This is a genomic window from Kluyvera genomosp. 1, assembly GCF_001266615.1.
Classification (GTDB): Bacteria; Pseudomonadota; Gammaproteobacteria; order Enterobacterales; family Enterobacteriaceae; genus Kluyvera; species Kluyvera cryocrescens_A.
In genome coordinates this window covers 67,127-93,531 of the sequence record NZ_LGHZ01000038.1, presented here as the reverse complement: position 1 = coordinate 93,531, position 26,405 = coordinate 67,127, and the positions used below count along the sequence as shown (strand labels likewise).

Genomic DNA, 26,405 nt, shown 5'->3' with positions numbered 1-26,405 from the left:
TCGAGCCCCTGCGATTAAAGATGCAATGACGCAAGACGGAGAATTTCGTTTTGCGTTGTTGTTTTCGTTTCGACAATCCCGGCAACCATGCCATTACTCATGACAAGGATACGGTCAGTAATTCCCAGCAGCTCAGGCATTTCTGAAGAAATAATAATAATCCCTTTATCTTTCTTCGCCAGCTCAGCGATTAATTGATAAATTTCAAACTTCGCCCCAACGTCAATACCACGAGTCGGTTCATCGAGCATTAAAATTTCAGGTTGGGTTAACAACCAGCGGCCAATAATAACCTTTTGCTGGTTACCGCCTGATAATGAACCAATTTGCGTATGATGCCCTGGTGTTTTAACGCGCATGGAGTCAATAACCCATTGGGTATCACTCTTCATACGAGAATTATCCAACAGTCCGACTTTATTTTTATAATTCTTAATATTGGAAATTAACGAGTTAAACCCAATATCAAGGTAGGCGTAAATACCGGTCGAGCGACGCTCTTCGGTTACCAACGCAAAACCGTTATTTATGGCTTCATTAGCGCTATGGTTATTAATTTTTTTACCGTGCAGGGTAATCGTGCCGCCCGATTTCTCACGTACGCCAAACAGCGTTTCAACGATATCGGTGCGTTTTGCCCCAACCAGCCCGGCAATACCGAGGATTTCACCTTTACGCAGCTGGAACGATACGTCGCGAATCGACGGCTGACGCAGCGAGGTCAAATGCTGAACATCAAGAATCACCTCACCCGGCGTGTTCTGGCGATCCGGGAAACGCTGATTCAGTGAACGGCCAACCATCATGGCGATGATCTTGTCCATGTCCAGCCCTTCCAGCGGCTGGGTAGCAATCCACTGCCCATCACGTAGAACGGTAATTTCATCACACAGCTGGAAGATCTCTTCCATTTTGTGCGAGATATAGACGATGCCGCAGCCACGATCTTTGAGCTTGCGGATAATGGTGAACAGGTGGTTCACCTCCTTTTCCGTCAGCGATGAGGTCGGTTCATCCATAATCACGATTTTCGCGTTATAGGAGAATGCCTTGGCGATTTCAATCATCTGCATCTGCGACACGGATAGCGTCCCCACGCGAGCGCGCGGGTCAATATCAATATCCAGCTCATCAAAGATGGCTTTGGTATCACGATACATTTTGTCCTGATCGACAAACATGCCTTTGGTGGGATAACGTCCCAGCCACATGTTATCCATCACCGACCGTTGTAATACCAGGTTGAGTTCCTGGTGGACCATCGAAATCCCATTTTCCAGCGCTTCTTTCGCGGAATGGAAATCAATTTCTTTACCCTGAAATAAAATACTGCCGGAATCTTTTTGATAGATTCCAAATAGACATTTTAATAACGTTGATTTGCCCGCACCGTTCTCACCCATTAATGCATGGATAGAATGGGGGCGAACTTTCAGGTTAACATTATCGAGTGCTTTTACGCCCGGAAATGACTTGTTGATCTGGCTCATTTCCAACAAGAATTCACCAGACGGCTCTCTATTATTGTTGTCCATAATTGTACCTGGCTGCGATATTTCTGCGTCAGTCTTTATATGGCGCACAAATGTGCGCCATATATATTCTCGTCATACTTCAAGTTGCAGGTGCGTTGGCTGCACTCGGTCACCCGAATCACTTACCTAAGTAAGCTCATCGGGATTCCCTCACTTGCCGCCTTCCTGCAACTCGAATTATTTAGAGTTTAATTAAAGATTACTTACCGGTGAATTCGCTAAGGTTGTCTTTATCTACACCAACATAAGGAACGCGAACGATTTTGTTCTCGATTTTCCATTTGGTGCCATCAGCGGCGCCTTTACCGTCAGCGAGGTTTTTCGCCAGATCGAAGGTCGCTTTCGCCTGGTTGTTGGCATCGTTCAGCACGGTACCGGCCATCGCACCGGATTTCACCAGCGCCAGCGCTTCTGGCAGGGCATCAACACCAAATACTGGGATAGAAGATTTGTTGTGTGCTTTCAGTGCTTCAACTGCGCCCATTGCCATCGCATCGTTGTTCGCAATAACGACTTCAATTTTGTTAGCGTTCGGGCCGGACAGCCATGCGTCCATCTTATCTTTAGCCTGAGCGGTATCCCACATGGCAGTATCCAGCGCCAGCTGCTGGGTCTTCAGACCTTTGTCGTTCAGCTCTTTGATAACGTAGGTGGTACGCGCTTCAGCATCCGGATGGCCCGGTTCGCCTTTCAGCAGAACAAATTGAACCTGACCATCTTTGTTCAGATCCCAGTTCGGGTTTGCCGCCCAGTGTTTAGCAATCAGATCGCCCTGGATGATGCCAGACTCTTTAGAGTCAGTGCCGACGTAGTAAGCTTTGTCGTAGCTATCCAGCGCTTTACGAGAAGGTTCTTTGTTGAAGAAGACGATTGGCACGTTCTGACCACGCGCTTTTTCGATAACTGTTCCCGCAGCGGCTGGGTCAACCAGGTTAATCGCCAGTGCTTTAACGCCTTTAGCCAGCAGTACGTCGATTTGGTCATTCTGCTTGGATTGGTCGTTCTGCGAGTCATTCATCAGCAGCTGTACATCAGGGGCTGATTTTCCGTCTTTTTCGATAGCTTTGCGCACAACGGACATAAAGTTATCGTCGTATTTATAGATCGTTACACCAATACGGGTATCGGCTGCGTGCGCTGCGGCACCGAAAAACATGCTAGCCATCAGGGCAGACAGGGTTAACACCTTCTTATTCATGGTATCTCCGGTTTTATTATGCAGGGTAGTTCAGATGATAATGGTCGGCGGGAATCGTTAATAGGATGTTACCGCTCGACGAAATTCACTGATAAAAATTTGTTCTTCCGTGTTGAGTAACGATCCAGGTTACGCTTTAATCTTTGTTTACGGCTGAAATGCGCTATAAAAAGTGATTAATCACCGTTACATCATGTTTCAACCGACTAAACGCAGCCATCATAGCCATCGCAATGTTAACAATCTGTGAATTTACTCACAGATTGAAAACGGTTACATCCGATTAGCATGTTAGTTCGTGATGGGATGCACAAATTGCCGCTGAGCCACCGAATGGCGGCGAACCAGGGTTGGCATAAAGCAGTGAGTCGCTTCACTATCCAGCTTTCCTGCTGCACCAAGAAGTGCCAACTCCGTCGCCTGTTTCGCCATAGAAACAATCGGGTAGCGGATGGTGGTGAGCTGCGGATCGGTATAGCGCGCGATAGGAATATCATCAAAACCGATAACAGAAACCTGCTGCGGCACGGCAATGCCGTTGTCTTTTAATGCGCTGAGTGCCCCAGCGGCCATATTGTCGTTATAGGCGAATACGGCGGTCAGCCCGGCATTGCGCCCCAGCAGTTCCACCATGGCCGCTTCACCGCCGGGCATATCCGGCGAACCGGTCCCTATCCAGCTGTCCGGAGCGACGATGCCTTGTTCTTGCAACGCGCGCGCCCACCCTTCACGACGCAGGTCGTCATCTTCAATATTATGACTGGAAGCGAGATAACCTATTCGCTGATGCCCGTGATTGAGCAGCATACGCGTACCCATCAGCGCGCCGCTGACGTTATCAAGGCTGACGCATCGATGGGCATAACCCGGCACAACGCGATTAATCAGCACCATGCCCGGCATATGCGCCATAAACTCGCTGAGTTCGCGGTCGCTTAACGCTTTTGAATGGACGATAAGCGCGCTGCATCGCTGGCGAATCAACACCTCGATAGCATGACGCTCTTTTTCCGCTTCGTGATAGCTGTTGCCGATAAGCACATATTTTTGATGCTGCTGCGCGACCATATCCACGGCTTTTACCAGCGCGCCAAAGAAGGCATCGGACACGTCCATCACCACTACGCCGATGGTGTCACTGACCTGGGTGGCCAGCGCCTGAGCATTCGCATTGGGACGATACCCCAGAGAAGAAACCGCTTTCATCACCACATCACGGGTGTCCTGGCTGACCAGTGCGCTGTTGTTCAGCACTCGGGATACGGTGGCAACGGAAACGCCCGCCTGACGGGCGACATCACGAATGGTGATCATACTCACCGTCCGGTAATAAATTGCTGCAGTTCACGTTACACCCCCTATGTCCAGCAAGAGCGCTATTCTGGCAGTGTCGATGCAGCAACTACGTGAGAGAAGTCACAGGGCTGGAAACGGTTACATCCATTTTGTTAATGGTTGTGATCTGGATCGTTATCTAAATGTGCTGCGGAATGATATCCCTGAGGCACGTGCGGTCAATTGTCGCCACAGCCATTCAACTGGCCCCTGGCGAAAATAGCGTAGCCACAGCCACGAGAAAATGAGGTTTACCAGCCATACCGGTACCACAAACGCCAGTAGCGTCAGGCGGTCGAATTTCATAAACAGCCCGAGGTGATAAAACAGCGTTGTGCAGATAAGTGTTTGTAACAGATAGTTGGTGAGCGCCATGCGCCCCACGCGCGCCACCGCCGCCGCCAGGCGGAAACGACTGATTTGCGGCCAATAGCCGTAGGCCAGCGCCGCGTAACCGAGCGTCTGAATTGGCGCGCTGATTTCACGCGGTGCCTGCAGCAAAAACGCGCACCAGCGGTAATCCCAGTGAAGATGCCACTGGGCCATAATAGCCGGTAGATTGATCAAGATACCCAACGGAATACAAATGGCCGCGCAACGTCGATAGTGGCGCAGGCTGAACTGCCCTTTCAGCCAACCGCAGCGCATTAATGATGCGCCGATAAGCATCATTCCTGCGAGCTGCCAGCCGTACTGCGCACCGAGAGCCAACAGGTTAGCCGCCAGCATATCGCTGCGGTTACTGATAGCCTCCATTCCACCATTCAGCTTCCAGTAATGCTCATACAACAGACTGGATGCATCCGGTACCCAGGAGCGACTTTGCCCATTATCGGCAATCAACCCTAACAGGATCAGTACCGCAACGCCGACTACATAGAGCAGCACACCGGTGTTGAAGAGTGATTTAACATCTCGCGCTTCGCGTACCAATCGCCAGCACACCAGGCCGACCAGCGCATAAGCCAGAAGAATATCGCCGTCCCACAGCAGTAGCCCGTGAATAAACCCCAGCAGCGCGAGCAGCGTCAGGCGGCTTTGGATCCAACGCGCCCCTCGGGGCAGCAAGATCTGGAGCCCTGCGCCAAACAGCAAGGCAAACAGCGTGAGGAATTTAACCTGCGCAAAAAGATCGAGAATGGCCCACGTCCAGGCATCGCGCGAAGCGATTTCGCCATACCAGGCCGGGTTGAGATAGGCCGCCTTCGGCAGGCCGAAGGCGCTAATGTTCAGCAGCAGGATACCGAGTATGGCAACGCCGCGAATAAAATCCAGCGTGACGTTCCGCTCCATGTACCCTGCTCCGTTAAACGATTAGTTGTGGTGGCGCACCGCGCGCAAGAACTCCTGGCGGGTATTCTGGCTGGACTTGAACAGACCACCCAGCGACGTGGTGGTGGTTGCGCTGGTCGCATCACGAATGCCACGTGCCTTAACGCAGTAATGCACTGCATCAATAGAAACCGCCACGTTGTTCGTGCCCAACAGCGTTTGCAGCGCAGTCAGAATCTGCTGTGTCAGACGTTCCTGAACCTGCGGACGCTGCGCAAAGAACTGCACGATACGGTTAATTTTCGACAAACCAATCACCGACTCTTTCGGGATATAGGCTACCGTCGCTTTACCATCGATGGTAACAAAGTGATGCTCACAGGTACTGGTTAAGGTGATATCACGCACCGTTACCATTTCATCCACTTTCATCTTGTTTTCAATGACGGTGATTTTTGGGAAATTGGCGTAGTCCAGACCGGAGAAAATCTCGTCCACATACATCTTGGCGATGCGACGCGGCGTTTCCATCAGGCTGTCATCACTCAAATCGAGATTCAGCAGCTGCATAATCTCAGTCATATGGCCGGAAATCAGATTTTTACGGGTTTCATTATCCATTTCGCGCACCGGCGGGCGCAGCGGCGTTTCCAGGCCACGGGCGACCAGCGCTTCATGTACCAGTACCGCTTCTTTACTCAGTGATGGCATTTATTTTTCTCCTGCAGGTGTGGCGCTTTGCTTTATAGGGGGCAAAGTTTGTACTCATTGTGCGTGAGGCGACGCACAGAATCCAGTATTCGTAGTGATAATTATTGCAATCGTTATTATCTGTCAGCCAGCGGTCTTCAGGCCAACGCTACGACGCCCAACAAAAGCACCTATGGCGTGAAGGCAAGCTGCAATTTGCACCGCAGATGTGAATGTAAAGTTATCTTTATGATGCAGCATGTCGTAGTTATGCGGAAGTGAAAGTTACTCACCACTGATGAATTATCTGTATGATGGAACAATTAATTCTGACAAAAAACGCGAGGAGCCTGCATGCAAATGCTCGAAGAGCACCGCTGTTACGGTGGCTGGCAGCAGCGCTGGCAGCACCATTCCGCCACGCTCAATTGCCCGATGACTTTTAGCCTGTTTTTGCCACCCGAAGGGAAAAAAACACCACCGCCGGTGCTGTACTGGCTTTCCGGCCTCACCTGTAATGATGAAAACTTCACGACCAAAGCCGGCGCTCAGCGAGTCGCAGCCGAGCTGGGTATTGTGCTGGTCATGCCCGATACGAGCCCTCGTGGTGAAGACGTTGCTAACGATGCCGGTTACGACCTCGGCCAGGGTGCTGGGTTTTATCTGAATGCCACACAGGCTCCGTGGTCTGGACATTTTCGAATGTACGATTACCTGCGCAACGAACTGCCTGCGCTAATCGAAGCGGAGTTTAACGTCAGCACTCGCCGGGCAATAAGTGGCCATTCAATGGGCGGACACGGCGCGCTGATGCTGGCGCTGAAAAACCCTGGGCACTATTGCAGCGCCTCAGCCTTCGCGCCAATTGTTAACCCAAGCCGCGTTCCGTGGGGGCAAAAAGCCTTTAGCGCCTATTTGGGCGACGATAAAGCCCGCTGGGCCGAATGGGATAGTACCGAACTGCTGTTGGCAAGTCGCAGCACGGATGCCATTCCCATGCTGATTGATCAAGGTGATAACGACCAGTTCCTCGCAGACCAGCTGCAACCCGCAGTGTTCGCCGAAGCCGCACGCCAGAAAGACTGGCCGCTGACGCTACGTATCCAACCGGGCTATGATCATAGCTATTACTTTATTGCGACGTTTATTGAAGATCATCTGCGTTTCCACGCTGAGTATCTGCTGAAGTAAAACGCTTTTGGCCTGATAGCTCACGCTATCAGGCCAAAACTTCAGACGTCTTAACGGTACAGATTAGAAGCGGTAATCCACGGCCATAAAGTAGCGGCGGCCATCTTCGTTATAGCTGTAGTCGTCGCGCTTGAGGTCTTTATCCCCGAGGTTCAGCACGCCGGCGCGCAGTTTGATGTCTTTCGTTGCCTGCCATGCCCCGCCCAGATCCCAGGTGGTGTAGCCGCCAGGCGTTTTCGCCGTGGCGCTGGTTGCACGCTGCTGTCCGGTATAGCTGGCTGCCAGATAGAACGACCAGTCCTGCACTGGCGTCCAATCAAGACGACCATTACCGGTATGGAACGGCAGCTCCTGCAGTGGCTTGTCACCACCATTGCTCAGATCGCGCCCATCGTTATAGGTGTAGTTCAGCGTCATCTTCCACTCATCGCCAAACGGCACCTTCAGCTCGGATTCCACACCGCGAATACGCGCTTTGTTGACGTTATAGTAGGCGAATACCGGCACACGTTTACCGCTGCTGTTGGTATCAAAACCTACGAAGTTCGGGTAGCCCGGCGCATCGCTAATGCTCGATGTACGGTTAATGTTGATCATATCGTCAATATCGTTCTGGAAGGTGGTCACGCTCGCCTGGACACCGTCCAGCCAGCCCTCTTCCCCCTGATAGTAGAGACCCACTTCAAAGCTTTCGCTGGTTTCCGGCTTCAGATCCGGGCTACCAACGATACGGCAGCCGCCGCGGCAGGAGTTGGTCGCCCAGTCAGGGCTCAGCTGCAGCAGCGATGGCGCTTTAAATGCCGTCGCCCAGCCGCCTTTTACCGTTACCGTGTCGGTGGCGTTATAGACGAGGTAAGCACGCGGACTCCAGTGATCGCCGTAGGTTTCGTGATCATCCATACGGATACCGGTGGTCAGTGCCAGCGGTTCAAAGATCCGCCACTCATCTTCGATAAACAGCGCGTACTGGCTGGCCGATGTTTTACTGCTGGTGCCACGGGTCAGGTTGACCGGATCCTTAAGCTCATCGTGGCGCCATTCGCCGCCAAAGGTCACCAGCTGGTTAATCACGCCCAGCGGCAGCACATATTTACCGTCAATGGTATTGCTTTCGGAGGTGATTTCGCTGGCGTTGCCAGGGTTCTTATTCGCCACTTTCTCGCCATAGTACTTCAGCTCGCTGGTACCAAGATCCCAACGGCCGTTATGGCTTAACGAGTAGTTCTGGCGCTCAAGACGGTTACGATCGAGCGAATCAGATTCGCGGTCCTGGCGATCAAAACCATAACCGGCAGTGATGTCGTTGTTCTCATTGGGCGTCCAGGCTAGCTCAACGTTACCATCGCGGCTGGTGAAGCCTTCGATACGCGGCGTATCGCCGGTTGCCGTGGTGTTGGAAGTTTGCGGATCGTCCTTCTCGCGCTTGGACAGGCTACCAAAGGCTTTCATCCCCAGCAGGCCGTCAATCAGCGGGCCAGAGGTAAAGAACTGCCCGTTCCAGGTATCGCCGCGATCGCGATGTTCCTGAATGGTGCTGTCAGCGGTGATGGTTCCCGTCCACTTCGTACCGATCTTTTTGGTGATGATGTTCACCACGCCGCCCAGCGCATCCGAGCCATACAGTGAGGACATTGGGCCACGTACCACTTCGATACGTTCGATGGCGTCAACCGGGATCCAGTTCAGGTCAAAGTCGTTGTGACGGAAGACGGCGTTACGCGAGTTTACGCGCTTACCATCAATCAGAATCAGGGTGTAGCTGCTGTCGAGGCCGCGAATGCTGACCCCTTTACGGTTGTCCCCTTCATTAGTGAGCTGTACGCCCGGGACTTCCTTCAGCACATCCTTCAGGTTTTGCACCGGTTTACGCTGCAAATCCTCCTGGGTGATCACGCTAATACTGGCAGGTGCATCCTTCACGCTTTGCTCGGTAGCAGCCGCCGTAACGACCATGACTTCATTATCTGCTGCCGCGCCGACAGGCAGCGCCAGGGACATTACGGACGCGCACAGCCCGCCCCGAACCAAGGGGTTTAACCTAAACATTCCATATCTCCATGAGGTGAATACTGAATTAATACAAAGAGGTCTTACTCACAGGTGCTACTTAAAGCCGCTGACCACGGCCTATTTTTTTGCAGATGTGGCTAGTCCCCTCAGCCCGTTATCCAGTCAGGAGAGGAAGTGGCTTCATCCATTTGTATGGAGCGTGATGATAAACGTAATGATAACAATTATCAATTAAGGTTATTTAAAGTTATGTCAAGACGTAATCAACCATGTCTAATCTATAAACAGCAGACATAAAAAAACCTCTCCGAAGAGAGGTTTTCATAGCTAACAGAATGGCAGATTACTTCTTAAAGCGCTCCGGGAAGTGCATTTCGCTATAGCGAACGAAATGCGTACCGCGGGTAAACTTATAGCCAAACCAGATAATCAGGAACAGCGGAATACCGATATAGGTTGCCGCCACGCCGCCCCAGTCGATGGTGTCGGCCAGGAATGCTTCATAGTTTTGGCCCAAAGTAATAATCAGGCACAGGACGAAGGCGAAGATCGGCCCCAACGGGAAGAACCCTGAACGGTACGGCAGATTATTGATGTCGTGCCCCTGCATAACGTAGCCGCGACGGAAGCGATAGTGGCTAATCGCAATCCCCAGCCAGGCAATAAAGCCGGTCATCCCGGAGGTATTCAGTAGCCACAGGTAGACAGTTTGGTTACCGAACATCGATGTCAGGAAGCAAAGACCGGCAATCACGGTCGTTGCATACAGCGCATTACGTGGCACTCCACCGCGGGACAGCTTAGCGAAGATGCGCGGCGCCTTGCCGTCACAGGCTAAGGTGTAAAGCATACGAGTAGACGCGTACATCCCGGAGTTACCCGCCGACAGAACCGCCGTCAGAATAACTGCGTTCATCACCGCCGCTGCCGACAGCAGGCCAGCATGCTGGAAGACCAGCGTGAACGGGCTGACGGAGATATCTTTAACATCATTACGCAGCAGGCTCGGATCGGTGTAAGGAATGATCAGGCTGATAATCAGAATCGCAAACACATAGAACAGCAGGATTCGCCAGAAAACCTGACGCACCGCACGCGGAATGTTCTTCTCCGGATCTTCAGACTCACCGGCAGCAATACCAATCAGCTCGGTTCCCTGGAAGGAGAAGCCGACGATCATCGCCACGCCGATCATAGCCGAAAGCCCGCCGGCAAACGGCGCATCGCCCGTCGTCCAGTTACTCCAGCCAACCGGCTGTGCACCTTTGAAGATACCGACGATCATCATGATGCCGACGATGATAAAGATAATCACGGTGGCCACTTTAATCAGCGAGAACCAGTATTCCGCTTCACCAAAGCCTTTCACCGAAATGTAGTTCAGCAGGAAGATGACGCACAGGAACAGCGCACTCCAAATCCAGCCAGGCGTGTCCGGGAACCACCAGTTCATCACCAGCTGTGCGGCAACCAGGTCAACGGCAATCGTGACCGCCCAGTTGTACCAGTAGTTCCAGCCCAGCGCGAAGCCGAAGCCTTCTTCAACATAGTTCTGACCATAGGTGGCAAAAGAGCCGGATACCGGCATATAGGCCGCCAGCTCGCCCAGACTGGTCATCAGGAAGTACACCATCAGGCCAATCAGGATATAGGAAAACAGCGCGCCGCCTGGGCCCGCCTGAGAAATCGTTGCACCGGAGGCAACAAACAGACCTGTACCGATGGAACCGCCAATAGCGATCATCGTCAGATGGCGCGCCTTGAGTTCGCGGCGTAGCGCGGGCGCTTGTGTGGTTTTTGTTTCGGAACCCATGTGAAAATGCTATCCATCCAAAAAATGAGGCGAGATTGTAGCAGACGATTCCGGCATATCACGGCAGAAATGCGCAGTTATAAGAGAGCTTCATGATCGCTCTCTTATTATAAGTAAAGCATCCACCTGCCGATTTAGGTATTACAGTAATGCAGGAAGCGGCTTAACGCGTTGGAAAGATGCTTTTGCCGATGATGAATGCGCCACAGGGTGCGGCTTAAGGTTGGCAGTGGAATGTTCACTTCCACCAGCGAACCAGCTTCCAGCTGCTCGGCGATGACCCGGCGAGATAAACAGCTGATGCCCAGGTCGTGGCGCACTGCATGTTTGATCGCTTCTGAGTTACCCAGCTCCATCCCCATCTGGAACTGCGGCAGATGCGAAAGCAGTAAATAGTCGACAATTTCTCGCGTCCCCGAGCCTTTCTCACGCAGGATCCACGGCGCCATCGCCAGGGTTTCGAGGGTCACCTCCCCCGGCAGCCAGGCGCTGTTCGGCGCGGAAAAGACCACCAGCTCATCCTCAAGCCACGGTTCAGCAATAATGTCAGCTGAATGACATGGACCTTCAATCAGCCCGATATCGACGCGGAAATCAGCGACCGCGTTAATCACATCCTGACTATTACCGACACTCAGCTCCAGCGGCAGCGTGGGGAAATCTTTACGATAGCGGGCAATCACACCCGGCAGGATATAGTTACCGATGGTGCTGCTGGCATAGACGCGGATGGCGCCGTTATCTTCACGGAATAACTGTTCTATTTCGGTGGCTTGTTCCAGCAGCGCCAGCGCACGCGGATACAGCAACCGCCCGTGTTCGTTGACCACCAGCCGCTTACCGACGCGGTCAAACAGCTGCACGCCAAGTTGCCCTTCGAGATCGGTTAATGCCGCGCTGACCGCAGACTGCGACAGCGCCAGCATCTGCGATGCCTGAGTGGTTGAGCCGCTTTTCAGCACCTCTGCAAAAACTTCTAACTGTCGCAGCGTGATATGCATAGTTCTTCGGCCCGCTGGAGCCGCCCTTACCAGTTATTACGATTAATTATAAATATATAATCAATTTTATCTTTTAACCAGCCAAGCGTAACCTTTTAGCCAGACAAAGGAGAAGGTTATGACACAAGTCACCTTACAGACGCATCATCATCGTAGCATCAAACACTTTATTCCTGGGCTTGCGCTCACCGCAGTCATTACCGGTGCGGCGGTATGGGCCGGCAGCATTCCAGCCATTGCCGGCGCGGGAATGAGCGCGCTGACGCTGGCTATTCTGTTCGGGATGGTCATCGGTAACACCGTGTATCCGAAACTCTGGCAGTCGTGCGACGGTGGGGTCATCTTCGCTAAACAGCACCTGCTGCGCCTGGGGATCATTTTGTACGGTTTTCGCCTGACGTTCTCACAGATTGCTGACGTCGGCGTCAGCGGTATCGTGATTGACGTATTGACGCTTTCCAGCACCTTCCTGATGGCGTGCTGGCTTGGGCAAAAGGTCTTTGGCCTGGATAAACACACCAGCTGGTTGATTGGCGCGGGTAGCAGTATCTGCGGTGCCGCGGCGATTCTGGCAACAGAACCGGTCGTCAAAGCAGAAGCCAGCAAAGTCACGGTCGCCGTGGCGACAGTGGTTATCTTCGGTACGCTGGCGATTTTCCTCTATCCAGCCATGTATCCGCTGGTAGCGCACTGGTTTAGCCCGGAAACCTACGGAATCTATATTGGTTCGACCATGCATGAAGTGGCTCAGGTTGTAGCAGCGGGCCATGCCATCAGCCCGGAAGCGGAAAACGCGGCGGTGATTGCCAAAATGCTGCGCGTCATGATGCTGGCTCCGTTCCTGCTGATTCTGGCCGCTCGGGTGAAACAGTTGGCACCGGCCAACGCTGAGCAGAAAAGCAAAATCACCATTCCGTGGTTCGCGATTCTGTTTATCGTGGTCGCTATCTTCAACTCGTTCCACCTGCTGCCGCAAAGCGTGGTGCAAATGCTGATTACGCTGGATACCATTTTGCTGGCCATGGCGATGGCGGCGCTCGGGGTCACCACTCATATTAGCGCGCTGAAAAAAGCCGGAGCCAAACCGCTGCTGATGGCACTGGTACTGTTCATCTGGCTGATTGTAGGCGGCGGCGCGATTAACTTTGCCATCCATACCGTGATGGCATAAACGAGCACGACTCCCCCGCATGAACCCGCTATACTCTCCCCTTTTGAGTATGGCGGGTTTAACGATATGAAATACATTGGAGCGCACGTAAGCGCCGCAGGCGGACTGGCAAACGCCGCTATTCGAGCCGCGGAGATCGAAGCGACCGCCTTCGCCCTGTTCACCAAAAATCAGCGCCAGTGGCGCGCCGCGCCGTTAACCACGGAAATCATCGACGATTTCAAAGCCGCGTGTGAAAAGTATCACTACACTTCAGCGCAAATCCTGCCGCACGACAGCTACCTCATTAACCTTGGCCACCCGGTCGAAGAGGCGCTGGAAAAATCCCGTGAAGCCTTTATCGATGAGCTGACGCGCTGTCAGCAGCTTGGGCTGACATTGCTGAACTTCCATCCGGGCAGCCACCTGCTGCAAATCGATGAAGATAAATGTCTGGCGCGCATTGCCGAATCCATCAACATCGCTCTGGCCCAAACCGAAGGGGTAACGGCGGTGATTGAGAATACCGCCGGGCAAGGCAGTAACCTTGGCTTTAAATTTGAACACCTGGCGGCGATTATCGACGGCGTTGAAGATAAATCTCGCGTCGGCGTTTGTATCGATACCTGCCACGCATTCGCCGCAGGCTACGATCTGCGCACCACCGAAACCTGCGCTGAAACCTTTGCCGACTTTGATCGCATCGTTGGCTTCCAGTATCTGCGCGGCATGCACCTTAACGATGCCAAAAGCGCTTTCGGCAGTCGGGTTGACCGCCACCACAGCCTGGGTGAAGGCAATATCGGCCACGATGCCTTCCGCTGGATTATGCAGGACAATCGCTTCGACGGTATTCCGCTGATTCTGGAAACCATTAATCCGGATATCTGGGCAGAAGAAATCGCCTGGCTGAAGGCGCAGCAAACTGAGTCCGCCGCCGCCTGAGTTAACGTGTTTCATTGCCGCGGCTGGGCGGCAAATCCTGGACATAAAAAAAGGGCCGAATCATCGGCCCTTTTTTATTGGCTAAGCAAACTTAAGCTTTCGCGACCACTTCACCTTCCGGGCGCTTCAGCACCGCGTAGGAGAGACCTGCGACCAGCGTACCGACCACAATCGCGACCAGGTAGCCCAGCACTGGGGTAATGGCGCCAGGGATCAGCAGGACGAATAAACCACCGTGTGGAGCCATCAGTTTCGCGCCAACCGCCATGGAGATAGCCCCCGTAACGGCGCCGCCAACGATACAGCAAGGCAGAACGCGCATTGGGTCACGAGCCGCGAACGGAATCGCCCCTTCAGAGATAAAGCACAGGCCGAGAACCAGCGCCGCTTTACCACCTTCACGTTGACCTTTGTCGAACTTGCTGCGCGCAACCAGCGTCGCAATACCCATCGCCAGCGGTGGCACCATACCGGCCGCCATAATTGCTGCCATTGGCGCGTAGGTTTGGGTACTCAGCAGACCAACACCAAAGGCGTAAGCTGCTTTGTTTACCGGACCACCCATGTCGGTACACATCATCGCACCGAGGATTGCACCCAGCAGAACCGCATTCGCGGTGCCCATGGTTTGCAGCCAGTGGGTTAGCCAGTTCAGCAGTGCAGCAACCGGGGTACCAATCAGGTAAATCATCGCCAGACCGACAATCAGGCTGGAGACCAGCGGGATAATCAGAATAGGCTTCAGCGCTTCCATGCTTGGCGGCAGTTTCAGCTTGGTGCTGATAAGCTTCGCCACGTAACCTGCCAGGAAGCCCGCGATGATACCGCCGATAAAGCCGGAACCGCCGCTTACCGCCAACATACCGCCGATAAGACCCGGGGTCAGACCTGGACGGTCAGCGATGGAGAAGGCAATGAAACCGGCCAGTACTGGAACCATCAAGGCAAAGGCTGAACCACCGCCAATTTGCATCAGCGCCGCGGCCAGCGTGCCTTTCACTTCAAAGGCTTTAATACCAAAGGCAAACGACAGTGCGATACACAGGCCGCCTGCTACCACCATCGGCAGCATGTAAGAAACGCCGGTCAATAGGTGACGATACGCCCCGCCGCCGCTCTCTTTCTTCGCCGCATCGCTCGCGGTTTTGCTTTGGCCAGCAGGTTGATACGGCTTCGCCTCAACCATCGCTTTATCAAGTTCCTGCGCGGTTTTCTTCAGCGCCAGACCCGTGGTGGTACGGTACATAGGTTTACCCGCAAACTTCGCCAGATCCACCTCAATATCCGCAGCCACAATCACCAGATCCGCGTCAGCCACTTCTTCTGGCGTAATTGCATTACCTGCGCCCACAGAGCCACGGGTTTCGACTTTCACCCACAGTCCACGTTTTTTGGCTTCGGTTTCAATCGCTTCCGCCGCCATAAAGGTATGGGCAACGCCCGTTGGACAAGCAGTTACCGCGACAATACGCTTCACTGCGCCGGTCGCCGTTGGCTCTGCCTGGGCTGGCGCTTCATACGGTTTGGCCTGCGCTTTCGCTTCGCTCAGGAACAGCTCCGGATGCGAAACCGCGCGGTTGATATCGCCTAAGTAAACCTGTTTTCCCACCAGCGCGGTATCGGCTGGTAAAGTAGACCCCAAAACGATCGCCAGATCGGCGTCATTTGGGTTATCAATCAACTCCAGACGCGCTTTCGGCGCGGCTGTACCCAGCAGGGTCTTCGCCATATAAGCACGAGCCTGTCCGAGTTTAGCATCGATAATCAGCAGCGTTTTCATACGCCTCTCCCGCTGTTAGTTAAAGGGTTTCAGGTCGACACGCGCCATCATCGCGGCCAACTGGGTACGGTCGGTGATGCCGACGTTGCTCTGGCTAACCGCCAGCGCCGCGACTGCCGTTGCCAGACGCAGAGTGTGCTCGCTGGACTCACGCATCAGCAGGCCGTAAATCAGGCCACCGACCATGGAATCACCGGCACCAACCGTGCTGACAACTTCAACTGAAGGCGGCTTGGCAATCCATTCGCCGGAAGCATTAACCCACAGCGCGCCTTCTGCGCCGAGTGAGATAACCACGTGAGCGATGCCCTGCTCACGCAGTGCGTGTGCCGCATCAATCACGTCTTTCATTTCAGGCAGCTTACGGCCAGCCCAGATTTCCAGCTCGCGGCGGTTTGGTTTCACTAACCATGGCGCGGCTTTGAGGCCAGCCACCAACGCTTCGCGGCTGCTGTCGAAAATAATGCACGGACACTGACTGCGCAGGCGCGTCATCCAGTCGGTGAACGCTTCCGGGCTGACGCCCGCCGGCAGACTTCCGCTCACGCAGACCATATCGAACTGGCCCAGCCAGCTCAGGGAATCATTAACAAAACGCTCCCAATCAGCCGGAGTCACTTCGAAACCGGAGAAGTTGAAATCGGTAACTTCACCGTCTTTTTCCGTCAGCTTGACGTTGATGCGGGTACGCCCCTGCACCACCTGAAAACGGTTGGCGATCCCCAGTTCACTGAACAGCTGCTGAAAACCGTCCTGGTTATCTTTGCCGAGGAAGCCGCCCACGGTCACGTCAATGCCTAAATCCTTCAGCACTTTGGCAACGTTGATACCTTTACCCGCAGCATGCAGCCCGGTAGTCCGCACCAGGTTCACTTCCCCGCGCTCAACTTCTGGTGTAAACCCTACCAAATCATAGGCCGGGTTTAAGGTAATTGTGGCTACTCTTCTGCTCATTTATGCGCCCTCCCCAAGGCCTGAAGCAATTGCTTCGCCAATAGCGTCCAGCGCCTGACGAGCATCATCACCCTGGGCGGTAAAGCGCAGACGATGACCTTTTTTAACCCCTAGCGCGACGACCTTCATCAGGCTGCGTCCGTTGGCGGGCTTACCACTACCGTCAAGGTTGGTGACGGTAATATCACTACTAAATTGTTTGATGGTATTCACCAGCATGGTGCCAGGACGAGCGTGCAGGCCGTGTTCGTTACGAATAACGAACTCTTCGCTCAGCGCATCGTCAGCCACAGCGTCATCGCTGGTCAGCAGCGCCAGCACGGTGGCAGCATCCGCTTTCAGCAGGCGTTCAGCTTTGTTATCCAGCAGCAGATTGACCAGGCGGTTCAGCACCGCTGTCGGTTGGGCATCGGCCATCGCCACGGTGATAAGTACGCAAGCCTGAGCCTCGCCAACGCTAAACGGCGTGGCCGCACGGCTGACCGCAATGGCGCTACGCAGGTTGCCTTCGGCGCTATCGCTCAGCCAAATACCCTGGCCCAGATTCAGCGGTTGTTCGTTAATGGTGCGAGCCACAAAGTTGGCATCTACTGCGTCAGCTTCTTTCAAGCGTGCGGCGTTGAGCGCCTGCAGCGTCACCAGATCGCTGGCAGTAACATCCAGCGACAGCATGTCGTTATCCAGCTTCAGCGCTTCACTAAGCTTCTCTCCCATCAGCAGCGCGCGAAGTTCTTCGGCGGTGGTGGCGGTTTTCAGCTGTTCAGCCACAGCGTCATCGCTCAGCACGTGCGTCAGCTGACGCAGCAGGCCAAGGTGCTCGTCAGAGCTGGCGGCAATGCCAATCGCTACATAAGCGGTCTGCCCTTCTCCCCAGGTCACGCCCTGAGGAAACTGGTAAACCTGCACGCCCGTCTTCAGCACCTGATCGCGGGTATCGGTCGTGCCGTGCGGAATGGCAATGCCATTGCCGAGGAAAGTGGAGGTTTGTTGCTCACGCGCCAGCATGCCGGCAACGTAACCTTCAGCAACATTGCCTGCGCTAACCAGCGCCGCTGCAACCTGCCGAATAGCCTCTTCTTTATTCGCGGCCTGCTGGCCGGGATGAATATCCTGAACAGTTAACTGGAACATGGTTCCCCTCGCTTTTCGAATTGAATCGATTCAGCTTTAATGAGAAAAAATTGCCGTACTTAGCGTGATAGATGCTGAAGACGACGCTGAAACGTTTCAATAATTTTGTGCCTTTCTTAATCAGCCTGCAAGTTATGCAGCAAACTTGATCGCAAAAATCAGATCTACTGCACATTTCATTAGCATTATCGCCACATCTGCTGAAGCACAACGTGATGCTCAGTTATGGCGTCAGCAGGACGTAAGCTAAATTTATGAAATGGTCTTTTAGTTTTTAGTGCCGAATTTGATTTAGGTTACTGTTCATTTTCTGAGTCGCGACGTAAACTCCCCGACTCTCCTAAAGTGACCGATAAAACAACATGCAAAACAGTACCGCCGCCGCCCCACGGCGATCGTTTGATTTCACCTCATCCTCATTCTTAATTGTCGCGTTTTTAACCGGCATTGCGGGCGCTCTACAAACGCCAACACTGAGCTTGTTCCTCAGCAACGAAGTCCATGTTCGTCCGGCCATGGTCGGTTTCTTTTTTACCGGTAGCGCTATCATTGGCATTTTCGTCAGCCAGTTTCTGGCCAGCTATTCCGATAAACACGGCGACCGTAAAAACCTGATTGTCTTCTGCTGCTTGCTTGGCGTGATGGCCTGCATACTGTTCGCCTGGAACCGTAACTACTTTATTCTGCTGTTTGTCGGCGTATTCCTCAGCAGCTTTGGTTCCACCGCTAACCCGCAGATGTTCGCCCTTGCTCGTGAACACGCCGACAAAACCGGCCGCGAAGCAGTGATGTTTAGCTCCATTATGCGTGCTCAGGTTTCCCTGGCGTGGGTGATTGGTCCCCCGCTGGCCTACGCGCTGGCAATGGGATTTGGTTTTACCACCATGTATTTGTCCGCAGCCGTCGCCTTTGTGGTCTGCGGCGCGATGGTCTGGTTCTTCTTGCCCACCATGCGTAAAGAGAAGGTCAACATCAGCGGCAGTATTCAGGCACCGCGAACGAATCGAAAAGATGCGCTGCTGCTGTTTGTGATTTGTACGCTGATGTGGGGTACCAACAGCCTGTATATCATTAACATGCCGCTGTATATCATCAACGAACTGCACCTACCGGAAAAACTGGCCGGGGTAATGATGGGGACCGCCGCCGGATTAGAAATTCCAACCATGCTGATTGCTGGCTACTTTGCCAAACGTCTCGGCAAGCGTTTCCTGATGCGCATTGCCGCTGTCGCCGGTCTCTTCTTCTATATTGGTATGCTGACCTTTAACAGCCCGATGCTGTTACTGGCGATGCAGTTGCTTAACGCCATTTATATTGGGATTCTCGGCGGGATTGGCATGCTCTATTTCCAGGATCTGATGCCCGGACAGGCCGGTTCAGCGACCACACTGTATGCGAACACCTCACGTGTCGGCTGGATTATCGCAGGATCATTAGCAGGCGTGGTTGCTGAAATCTGGAACTACCACACCGTGTTCTGGATTGCGCTGGTGCTGTGCGTCAGCACGCTAATTTGCCTGCTGCGTATTAGAGACGTTTAGGGCGCAGTCTGCGCTTCCAGATGCAGTAACCAGGTCATTGCCTCACTGCGAGTTGTCCCGCACATATCACGTGCAGGCTGTAGCCCGGCACACACCTTCGGCCGCAGTGGCGAAGCAAAGATTTTACAGCGCTGACGTTCGTCTAGCTGTATGCAAGGCGTATTGGCTGGTTTGCCGTTAGGCATGCCAGGAATAGGGCTGGATATCGAAGGTGCAGTGCAGCAAGCGCCGCAGTCGGGACGACATTCCATTGCGGGCTCTCTGTTCGGATATGGGTCAGTTGTGGCGCACAGTACCACCTTTTAATCAGAGATAGCAAAAGCCTTTAATTCCTCTTGCCTGAAACGCCCGGCACGAGTACTTTTACGCGATATTTTCGACACCCTTTTTCACAGGATAATTGCAATGCCAAGAGCGAACGAAATCAAAAAAGGTATGGTGCTGAATTACAACGGCAAGCTGCTGATTGTAAAAAATATTGATATTCAGTCACCGAGCGCCCGCGGCGCAGCAACGCTGTACAAAATGCGTTTTTCCGACGTCAGCACCGGTCTGAAAGTTGAAGAGCGCTTTAAAGGCGACGACATGGTTGATACGGTGACCCTGAACCGCCGCTTCGTTGATTTCTCCTATATCGACGGCAATGAATACGTGTTCATGGATAAAGAAGACTACACCCCGTATATCTTCACTCATGACCAGATTGCTGACGAACTGCAGTTCATCCCGGAAGGCGGTATGCCTGACATGCAGGTTCTCCTGTGGGATGGCCAGGTTCTGGCGCTGGAACTGCCACAAACGGTCGATCTGGAAATCGTTGAAACGGCACCCGGCATCAAAGGCGCATCCGCCAGCTCTCGTACCAAACCAGCCACCCTGACCACCGGTCTGGTTGTCCAGGTTCCTGAGTACCTAACCACCGGCGAAAAAATCCGCATTCATATCGAAGAAAAACGCTATATGGGCCGCGCGGACTAAGCTCAGGTCAACTGTATGAAAAAAAAGGACAGCCATTGGCTGTCCTTTTTTGTTTCTTGCTACCACTTTCCCGCTGAGGGGGTCGCGGAATTACAGCAGATCGCGGAACTTGGTGGTTTTCAGCGCCAGCTCAACGCCGCGCACTTCCGCCAAACCTTTCAGACGACCAATCGCGGAATAGCCCGGGTTGGTTTTCTTCTTCAGATCGTCCAGCATCTGGTGACCGTGGTCAGGGCGCATTGGGATTGGACGCAAGTCGCCCGCTTTCTTACGGCGCTGTTCTTCGGTCAGGATAGCATCAACTACCGCCACCATATTCACGTCGCCCTGCAAATGCGCGGCTTCGTGGAAGGTTTTCGGGTTCTCTTCACGGCAGGTAGAACGCAGGTGCGTGAAGTGAATACGGTCGCCGAAGGTTTCAATCATTTTCACCAGGTCGTTATCGGCGCGAACACCGTAAGAACCGGTACACATGGTGAAGCCGTTGTTAATGCTATCGACGGTTTCTTTCAGCCACTGCATATCTTCGATGGTGGAAACGATACGCGGCAGGCCTAGGATTGGACGCGGTGGATCGTCCGGGTGAACGGCCAAACGCACGCCCACTTCTTCGGCAACCGGAACAATTGCCCGCAGGAAGACGGCCATATTTTCACGCAGTTGTTCTTTACTGATGTGATCGTATTCCGCCAGACGGGCACGGAACTGGTCAAGGGTATACCCCTCTTCCGCGCCCGGCAGGCCAGCAATAATGTTACGGGTCAGTTTGGTGACTTCCGCTTCACTCATCGCGGTGAAGTAAGCCTGCGCCTGACGCTGCTCTTCTTCGCTGTAATCATTCTCAGCACCTTCACGCTTAAGGATGTGCAGCTCAAAAGCAGCGAAAGCAATCTGGTCAAAACGCAGCGCTTTCGAACCGTCTTCCAGGGTGTACTCAAGGTCAGTACGTGTCCAGTCAAGGATTGGCATAAAGTTGTAGCACACGGTGTCGATGCCACATTCCGCCAGATTGCGGATGCTCTGCTGATAGTTTGCAATCCAGGTCTTATATTCGCCGGAGTGGGTTTTAATATCTTCGTGCACCGGAATACTTTCCACAACGGACCAGGTCAGCCCTTTTTCAGCCAGAATAGCCTGGCGCTGTTTGATTTCTTCAACCGGCCATACCAGGCCATTCGCAATGTGGTGCAATGCCGTAACAACGCCCGTCGCGCCAGCCTGACGCACATCATCAAGAGATACCGGATCGTTCGGGCCGTACCAACGCCAGGTTTGTTCCATTGCCTAACCCTCTAAAGTTGTTATACCAATAAAATCACTGTTAATGACGACTACCATACAGGCTTATTCGTGGCGGTCAATAAATCCGCCTGGATTGATTGATCCAGCTCACACTAACGCGATAAATACGGCACACCAATTTAATTTGCTGTCATATAACTTTACACTGGCGACGTTAATCAATCGTTAATCGGATGTGTAAACAATGAATACAATAGCCTCAGTAGCCCTTCCCGCCAGCGTTCAGCGACCACAATATGATAGGCAACAGCTGCGTTCGCGGATTGTGCACTTCGGTTTTGGTGCCTTTCATCGCGCGCACCAGGCGTTGTTGACCAACCGGGTGCTGAATCAGCATGGCGGCGACTGGGGCATTTGTGAAATCAGCGTGTTTAGCGGCGATGTGCTGATGAGCCAGCTGCGGCAACAGGACCATCTGTTTACCGTGATGGAGAAAAGCGCGGCCGGCAACCAGCCGATTATTATTGGTGCCGTTAATGAATGCCTGAATGCGAAGCTGGATTCGCTGGCGGCGATCCTCGAAAAATTCTGTGAGCCGCAGGTAGCAATTGTCTCTCTGACCATTACCGAAAAAGGCTACTGCATTGATCCGGCTACCGGGCACCTCGACATCTCGCAGCCGCGGATCGTCCACGATCTCGCCTCACCGAGCGAACCGCATTCCGCGCCAGGCATCCTGGTTGAAGCGCTACATCGCCGCCTCGAGCGCGGACTACCGGCCTTTACTGTGCTCTCCTGCGATAATATTCCTGATAATGGCCACGTGGTAAAAAATGCCGTGCTGGATATGGCGGCTCGCCGCTCCCCAGAGCTAGCACAATGGATCGCTGAACACGTCAGCTTCCCTGGCACCATGGTTGACCGAATTGTTCCCGCAGCAACGGAAGCCTCCCTGGCAGAAATCACCGCGGAGCTAGGCGTCGAAGATCCCTGTGCGATAAGCTGCGAGCCGTTTATTCAGTGGGTCATTGAAGATAATTTTGTTGCCGGGCGCCCCGATTGGGGCAGCGCCGGAGCACAGCTGGTTGATGACGTCCTGCCATGGGAAGAGATGAAGCTGCGCATGCTCAACGGTAGCCACTCATTTCTCGCCTATTTGGGATATCTAGCGGGCTACGCACATATCAGCGACTGTATGCAGGATGAATCCTATCGTCGCGCCGCCCGCCATTTGATGATGGCTGAACAAGCACCTACCCTGCGCATTACTGGCGTTGATCTTGCGGCCTACGCAGACAGCCTGATTGAGCGCTTTAGCAATCCCGCACTTCAGCACCGAACCTGGCAAATCGCCATGGACGGAAGCCAGAAACTGCCGCAACGTCTACTGGATGGGATTCGTATTCATCTCAAGGAAGGCAGCCGTTGGCCGCTGCTGGCGCTGGGTGTTGCCGCCTGGATGCGCTACGTCAGCGGCGTGGACGATGCCGGTCACGCAATTGATATCCGCGATCCGCTGACAGAAAAAATTCGCACTCTGGTTGAAAACAGCAACAACGATAACCGTGTTGAAACGCTGCTCTCTCTGCAGGAAATCTTTGGCAGCGATCTGCCAGCGAATCCACAGTTTGTCCAGGCGGTAAAACAAGCTTGGCAAAATCTGGTGCAGCAAGGTGCGCGTCAGGCGCTGCTGGGTGCACTGAACAGCTAACCGTACCCCTCCTCCGGTGAGCCGGTTCTTCCTGGCTCACCAAAAGCTTCTCTTTACGTCGTCTTTTACCCAGAATAAAGTGATCGAGTTAACACTCTTTCCTTTCTGGAGTTTTCGTGACTAAAACCAATCTGATCACCGGCTTTCTCGGCAGCGGGAAAACAACCTCTATTCTGCACCTTCTGGCTCATAAGCCTGCCGATGAAAAATGGGCGGTATTGGTTAATGAGTTTGGCGAAGTGGGAATCGACGGCGCACTGTTGGCAGACAGCGGCGCACTATTAAAAGAGATCCCCGGCGGCTGTATGTGCTGCGTCAATGGACTGCCGATGCAGGTTGGACTAAATACGCTACTCCGTCAGGGAAAAACCGATCGACTGCTGATTGAACCCACTGGGCTGGGTCACCCTAAACAGATCCTCGATCTGTTGACCGCTCCGGTTTACGAGCCGTGGATCGACCTGCGCGCCACTATTTGCGTGATGGATCCGCGTCAACTGTTGGATGAAAAGATCGCGAGCAATGAAAACTTTCGCGATCAATTGGCGGCTGCGGACATTATCGTCAGCAATAAATCTGACCGCACCACGCCGGAAAGCCAGCAGGCGATGACCGACTGGTGGCAGCAAAACGGCGGCGAGCGTCAGCATTTGGCCACTACACAGGGCAATATTGACGTTGCGCTGTTGGATACGCCGCGCAGCAATCTGGCCAAGCTTACTGCAAGTGCTGCGCATACTCACTCCCATCCCTCAAACAAAGGATTGGGGGCGTTGAGCCTGCCGGAGCATCAACGCTGGAGACGTAGCGTCAATCAAGGCCAGGGTTACCATGCCTGCGGCTGGATTTTTGATGCCGATACCCAGTTTGATACCATTGGCCTCTTAGAATGGGCGCGGCTGGCGCCGGTTGCGCGTCTGAAAGCCGTAATGCGTATTTCTGAAGGGCTGGTGCGAATTAACCGTCAGGGTGCGGATCTGCATATTGAAACCCAAAATGTTGCGCCGCCTGACAGTCGCATTGAGCTGATAAATGATGTCGAGACCGATTGGAATGGGCTCCAATCCGCACTGTTGAAACTTCGTTTAGGGTAATAACGCTAAGGTTGCCGGCGAGATTAATTGCTGTGAAGACGATAATGCGTACACGCTTTCCCTTGATCATTATGCTTAACGCTGCCGGTGTGGCGTTATTCCTGTCCTGGTATCTGCCGGTCAACCACGGGTGGTGGTCAACCCTCGATGTGGCGATTTTCCGTTTCTTCAACCAGGGACTGAATGCCGGTAACCTGACCTATGCGTGGTTCCTGGCCATCATCAATAACCGCGCCTTTGACGGTTGCTCACTGTTGGCGATGGGCTGCTTGATGCTGAACTTCTGGTTAAAAGAAGAGACCAATGGACGCCGCCGTATTGTGATTATTGGTCTGGTGATGCTGCTAGCCGCGGTTATCATCAATCAGCTAGCACAACACTTTATCCCGGTGACCCGCAGTAGCCCGTCACTGTCGGTTGCTGGCGCACATCGCGTGAGTGACTACGTGGACTTTAATACCAAAGACGGTTCACGCGACAGCTTCCCAGGCGATCACGGAATGATGCTGCTGATATTCGCCTCCTTTATGTGGCGCTATTTCGGCGTGAAAGCATTCCTTATTTCGCTGGTTATTTTTGTGGTTTTCGCTTTCCCTCGCGTAATGATCGGCGCGCATTGGTTCACCGATATCGCGGTGGGATCGCTGACTTCGGTGTTGATCGGTGTGCCATGGGTTCTGATGACGCCGTTGAGTGATAAAGCCATCAAGCTATTTGAGTGTAATTTACCCAAATTGAGCAAATTAAAAGCAGCCAATAAATAACCGTTGCTTCTGACGAATCAGGCGAAAGAAAATCATCTTTCGCCTATTTTTTTGCCTCTTTTATTTTCGTCATCATCCTGTCATAACATTCATGTTTATAATGAACAAGTTGCCCATTTTTCATACTCTGACGACGCAATTTTAGCCATTCACATTTGCTAACTTTCTATATCAGTATTTCTTATAAAAAATCGGGCAAAAGCACTCGCAATGCCCCTTTCGTTAAGGTACTCTCATTTGCGTTTGTCGTTTCAAAGAGCAATTATTCGGTCCATTAAATAAAGTTTTGTGCGCTGTACCACAAAACTGAATTCAAAGAATTGTCTCATTGATTGCGTGTATTTAGTCTCAGACGCGTTTGGCATTTTTTATAACGACTCTGTCGTTAAGGACTTCAAGGGAAAACAACGAAAATGGTCAAATCTCAGCCGATTTTGAGATATATCTTGCGAGCGATTCCAGCAGTAGCAGTCGCGGTTCTGCTTTCTGCATGTAGTACAACCAGTAATACCGCTAAGAACATGCATTCTGAGACGCATGGTGTGGGTAGCGAAGACACTTCTTCACTGCAAGCCTCTCAGGATGAATTTGAAACCATGGTGCGTAACCTCGACGTGAAATCCCGTCTGATGGATCAATACGCAGGATGGAAAGGTGTTCGTTACCGTCTTGGTGGCGATACCAAACGAGGCGTTGATTGTTCCAGCTTTGTGCAGCGCACATTCCGTGAACAATTTGGTTTAGAGCTGCCGCGTTCCACGTGGGAACAGCAGGAAACAGGCAAATCTGTTTCGCGCAGCCAGCTCCGTACCGGTGATTTAGTTCTGTTCCGTGCAGGATCCACGGGTCGCCACGTTGGAATTTATATTGGCAATAACCAGTTCGTTCATGCATCCACCAGCAGCGGTGTGACTATTTCCAGCATGAATGAGCCATACTGGAATAAGCGTTACAACGAAGCTCGCCGCGTCCTGAGTCGTTCGTAATGTCGTTTACCGTCGGTTTCCCTTGGCTGACGGTAAGCATAAAAAAAGCACTGCTCTAGCAGTGCTTTTTTTATGCTTCAT

At 53.0% G+C, this 26,405-nt stretch carries 22 protein-coding genes; 9 read left to right on the top strand and 13 right to left on the bottom strand.

All coding sequences use genetic code 11. The annotated features are described in order from the left end of the window. Positions 1-14: 14 nt before the first annotated feature. From mglA to folE, 5 genes are all read right to left on the bottom strand, one after another. On the bottom strand, positions 15-1,535 hold the full coding sequence (mglA, locus tag KP80_RS18775) for a galactose/methyl galactoside ABC transporter ATP-binding protein MglA (protein ID WP_052285155.1): 1,521 nt from the start codon (positions 1,533-1,535) through the stop codon (positions 15-17). Positions 1,536-1,734: 199 nt separating this feature from the next. Next, positions 1,735-2,733 carry a galactose/glucose ABC transporter substrate-binding protein MglB gene (gene mglB / locus KP80_RS18770; protein WP_052285154.1) on the bottom strand — a complete coding sequence of 333 codons (999 nt, stop codon included), beginning with the start codon at positions 2,731-2,733 and terminating at the stop codon, positions 1,735-1,737. A 291-nt stretch (positions 2,734-3,024) separates the two neighbouring features. After that, on the bottom strand, positions 3,025-4,047 hold the full coding sequence (gene galS / locus KP80_RS18765; protein WP_052285153.1) for an HTH-type transcriptional regulator GalS: 1,023 nt from the start codon (positions 4,045-4,047) through the stop codon (positions 3,025-3,027). Positions 4,048-4,203: 156 nt separating this feature from the next. Further along, on the bottom strand, positions 4,204-5,361 hold the full coding sequence (gene yeiB, locus KP80_RS18760) for a DUF418 domain-containing protein YeiB (protein WP_052285152.1): 1,158 nt from the start codon (positions 5,359-5,361) through the stop codon (positions 4,204-4,206). Between the two features lie 21 nt (positions 5,362-5,382). Further along, a complete protein-coding gene (gene folE / locus KP80_RS18755; protein WP_052285151.1) occupies positions 5,383-6,051 on the bottom strand; it encodes a GTP cyclohydrolase I FolE in 669 nt (222 codons plus the stop codon). A gap of 333 nt (positions 6,052-6,384) precedes the next feature. On the opposite strand from folE, the gene fghA reads away from it, so the two are divergent. Continuing rightward, complete coding sequence (fghA, locus tag KP80_RS18750; protein ID WP_052285150.1) at positions 6,385-7,221, top strand: S-formylglutathione hydrolase; 837 nt, start codon at positions 6,385-6,387, stop codon at positions 7,219-7,221. A 63-nt stretch (positions 7,222-7,284) separates the two neighbouring features. Here the strand turns inward: fghA and cirA are convergent, their stop codons facing one another. The 3 genes from cirA to yieE all read right to left on the bottom strand — a co-directional run bounded on the left by cirA (position 7,285) and on the right by yieE (position 12,045). Further along, entirely contained in the window at positions 7,285-9,267 is a 1,983-nt protein-coding gene (gene cirA, locus KP80_RS18745; protein ID WP_052285149.1) for a catecholate siderophore receptor CirA, read from the bottom strand. Positions 9,268-9,574: 307 nt separating this feature from the next. After that, positions 9,575-11,044 (bottom strand): amino acid permease, encoded by a 1,470-nt coding sequence (locus tag KP80_RS18740; RefSeq protein WP_052285148.1) that lies wholly within the window; start codon positions 11,042-11,044, stop codon positions 9,575-9,577. A 134-nt stretch (positions 11,045-11,178) separates the two neighbouring features. After that, positions 11,179-12,045 (bottom strand): DNA-binding transcriptional regulator YeiE, encoded by an 867-nt coding sequence (yieE, locus tag KP80_RS18735; RefSeq protein WP_052285147.1) that lies wholly within the window; start codon positions 12,043-12,045, stop codon positions 11,179-11,181. A 118-nt stretch (positions 12,046-12,163) separates the two neighbouring features. Between yieE and KP80_RS18730 the strand changes: the two genes are divergently transcribed. Both KP80_RS18730 and nfo read left to right on the top strand, forming a co-directional pair. Continuing rightward, positions 12,164-13,216: a YeiH family protein gene (locus KP80_RS18730; RefSeq protein ID WP_052285146.1), complete on the top strand. Its 1,053-nt coding sequence runs from the start codon at positions 12,164-12,166 to the stop codon at positions 13,214-13,216. Positions 13,217-13,282: 66 nt separating this feature from the next. After that, positions 13,283-14,140 (top strand): deoxyribonuclease IV, encoded by an 858-nt coding sequence (gene nfo, locus KP80_RS18725; RefSeq protein WP_052285145.1) that lies wholly within the window; start codon positions 13,283-13,285, stop codon positions 14,138-14,140. 91 nt (positions 14,141-14,231) lie between these two features. Here the strand turns inward: nfo and fruA are convergent, their stop codons facing one another. The 3 genes from fruA to fruB are packed head-to-tail and all read right to left on the bottom strand — an operon-like array spanning position 14,232 to position 18,005. Then, complete coding sequence (fruA, locus tag KP80_RS18720; protein ID WP_052285144.1) at positions 14,232-15,920, bottom strand: PTS fructose transporter subunit IIBC; 1,689 nt, start codon at positions 15,918-15,920, stop codon at positions 14,232-14,234. Between the two features lie 15 nt (positions 15,921-15,935). Beyond that, positions 15,936-16,874 carry a 1-phosphofructokinase gene (gene fruK / locus KP80_RS18715; RefSeq protein WP_052285143.1) on the bottom strand — a complete coding sequence of 313 codons (939 nt, stop codon included), beginning with the start codon at positions 16,872-16,874 and terminating at the stop codon, positions 15,936-15,938. Then, positions 16,875-18,005 carry a fused PTS fructose transporter subunit IIA/HPr protein gene (gene fruB, locus KP80_RS18710; RefSeq protein ID WP_052285142.1) on the bottom strand — a complete coding sequence of 377 codons (1,131 nt, stop codon included), beginning with the start codon at positions 18,003-18,005 and terminating at the stop codon, positions 16,875-16,877. A 362-nt stretch (positions 18,006-18,367) separates the two neighbouring features. On the opposite strand from fruB, the gene setB reads away from it, so the two are divergent. Beyond that, positions 18,368-19,549, top strand: a complete 1,182-nt coding sequence (gene setB, locus KP80_RS18705; RefSeq protein WP_052285141.1) for a sugar efflux transporter SetB — start codon at positions 18,368-18,370, stop codon at positions 19,547-19,549. Here setB and KP80_RS22690 read toward each other — a convergent pair. Then, the gene (locus KP80_RS22690) at positions 19,546-19,800 is read right to left on the bottom strand and encodes a YkgJ family cysteine cluster protein (protein WP_072129165.1); all 255 of its coding nucleotides are present in this window, start codon (positions 19,798-19,800) and stop codon (positions 19,546-19,548) included. The genes setB and KP80_RS22690 overlap by 4 nt on opposite strands. Before the next feature lie 154 nt (positions 19,801-19,954). On the opposite strand from KP80_RS22690, the gene yeiP reads away from it, so the two are divergent. Continuing rightward, the gene (yeiP, locus tag KP80_RS18700) at positions 19,955-20,527 is read left to right on the top strand and encodes an elongation factor P-like protein YeiP (protein WP_052285140.1); all 573 of its coding nucleotides are present in this window, start codon (positions 19,955-19,957) and stop codon (positions 20,525-20,527) included. A gap of 90 nt (positions 20,528-20,617) precedes the next feature. Here the strand turns inward: yeiP and uxuA are convergent, their stop codons facing one another. Then, positions 20,618-21,808 carry a mannonate dehydratase gene (gene uxuA, locus KP80_RS18695; RefSeq protein ID WP_052285139.1) on the bottom strand — a complete coding sequence of 397 codons (1,191 nt, stop codon included), beginning with the start codon at positions 21,806-21,808 and terminating at the stop codon, positions 20,618-20,620. A gap of 205 nt (positions 21,809-22,013) precedes the next feature. Between uxuA and KP80_RS18690 the strand changes: the two genes are divergently transcribed. The 4 genes from KP80_RS18690 to mepS all read left to right on the top strand — a co-directional run bounded on the left by KP80_RS18690 (position 22,014) and on the right by mepS (position 26,324). Next, positions 22,014-23,480: a mannitol dehydrogenase family protein gene (locus tag KP80_RS18690; protein ID WP_052285138.1), complete on the top strand. Its 1,467-nt coding sequence runs from the start codon at positions 22,014-22,016 to the stop codon at positions 23,478-23,480. Positions 23,481-23,596: 116 nt separating this feature from the next. Beyond that, positions 23,597-24,574, top strand: coding sequence for a CobW family GTP-binding protein (locus tag KP80_RS18685; protein WP_052285137.1), 978 nt, complete (start codon positions 23,597-23,599; stop codon positions 24,572-24,574). Positions 24,575-24,618: 44 nt separating this feature from the next. Further along, a complete protein-coding gene (locus KP80_RS18680) occupies positions 24,619-25,338 on the top strand; it encodes a phosphatase PAP2 family protein (RefSeq protein WP_052285136.1) in 720 nt (239 codons plus the stop codon). A 413-nt stretch (positions 25,339-25,751) separates the two neighbouring features. After that, positions 25,752-26,324 carry a bifunctional murein DD-endopeptidase/murein LD-carboxypeptidase gene (gene mepS, locus KP80_RS18675; protein WP_052285135.1) on the top strand — a complete coding sequence of 191 codons (573 nt, stop codon included), beginning with the start codon at positions 25,752-25,754 and terminating at the stop codon, positions 26,322-26,324. Positions 26,325-26,405 lie beyond the last annotated feature (81 nt).

Bases quoted from the DNA above. Each gene is read 5' to 3' on its own strand.
- mglA (WP_052285155.1), bottom strand. From the start codon at position 1,535: ATGGACAACAATAATAGAGAGCCGTCTGGTGAATTCTTGTTGGAAATG.
- nfo (WP_052285145.1), top strand. From the start codon at position 13,283: ATGAAATACATTGGAGCGCACGTAAGCGCCGCAGGCGGACTGGCAAAC.
- fruK (WP_052285143.1), bottom strand. From the start codon at position 16,874: ATGAGCAGAAGAGTAGCCACAATTACCTTAAACCCGGCCTATGATTTG.
- KP80_RS18690 (WP_052285138.1), top strand. From the start codon at position 22,014: ATGAATACAATAGCCTCAGTAGCCCTTCCCGCCAGCGTTCAGCGACCA.
- mglB (WP_052285154.1), bottom strand. From the start codon at position 2,733: ATGAATAAGAAGGTGTTAACCCTGTCTGCCCTGATGGCTAGCATGTTT.
- KP80_RS18730 (WP_052285146.1), top strand. From the start codon at position 12,164: ATGACACAAGTCACCTTACAGACGCATCATCATCGTAGCATCAAACAC.
- fruA (WP_052285144.1), bottom strand. From the start codon at position 15,920: ATGAAAACGCTGCTGATTATCGATGCTAAACTCGGACAGGCTCGTGCT.
- fruB (WP_052285142.1), bottom strand. From the start codon at position 18,005: ATGTTCCAGTTAACTGTTCAGGATATTCATCCCGGCCAGCAGGCCGCG.
- galS (WP_052285153.1), bottom strand. From the start codon at position 4,047: ATGATCACCATTCGTGATGTCGCCCGTCAGGCGGGCGTTTCCGTTGCC.
- yeiP (WP_052285140.1), top strand. From the start codon at position 19,955: ATGCCAAGAGCGAACGAAATCAAAAAAGGTATGGTGCTGAATTACAAC.
- fghA (WP_052285150.1), top strand. From the start codon at position 6,385: ATGCAAATGCTCGAAGAGCACCGCTGTTACGGTGGCTGGCAGCAGCGC.
- KP80_RS18680 (WP_052285136.1), top strand. From the start codon at position 24,619: ATGCGTACACGCTTTCCCTTGATCATTATGCTTAACGCTGCCGGTGTG.
- cirA (WP_052285149.1), bottom strand. From the start codon at position 9,267: ATGTTTAGGTTAAACCCCTTGGTTCGGGGCGGGCTGTGCGCGTCCGTA.
- uxuA (WP_052285139.1), bottom strand. From the start codon at position 21,808: ATGGAACAAACCTGGCGTTGGTACGGCCCGAACGATCCGGTATCTCTT.
- yieE (WP_052285147.1), bottom strand. From the start codon at position 12,045: ATGCATATCACGCTGCGACAGTTAGAAGTTTTTGCAGAGGTGCTGAAA.
- yeiB (WP_052285152.1), bottom strand. From the start codon at position 5,361: ATGGAGCGGAACGTCACGCTGGATTTTATTCGCGGCGTTGCCATACTC.
- mepS (WP_052285135.1), top strand. From the start codon at position 25,752: ATGGTCAAATCTCAGCCGATTTTGAGATATATCTTGCGAGCGATTCCA.
- folE (WP_052285151.1), bottom strand. From the start codon at position 6,051: ATGCCATCACTGAGTAAAGAAGCGGTACTGGTACATGAAGCGCTGGTC.
- KP80_RS18740 (WP_052285148.1), bottom strand. From the start codon at position 11,044: ATGGGTTCCGAAACAAAAACCACACAAGCGCCCGCGCTACGCCGCGAA.
- setB (WP_052285141.1), top strand. From the start codon at position 18,368: ATGCAAAACAGTACCGCCGCCGCCCCACGGCGATCGTTTGATTTCACC.
- KP80_RS22690 (WP_072129165.1), bottom strand. From the start codon at position 19,800: ATGGAATGTCGTCCCGACTGCGGCGCTTGCTGCACTGCACCTTCGATA.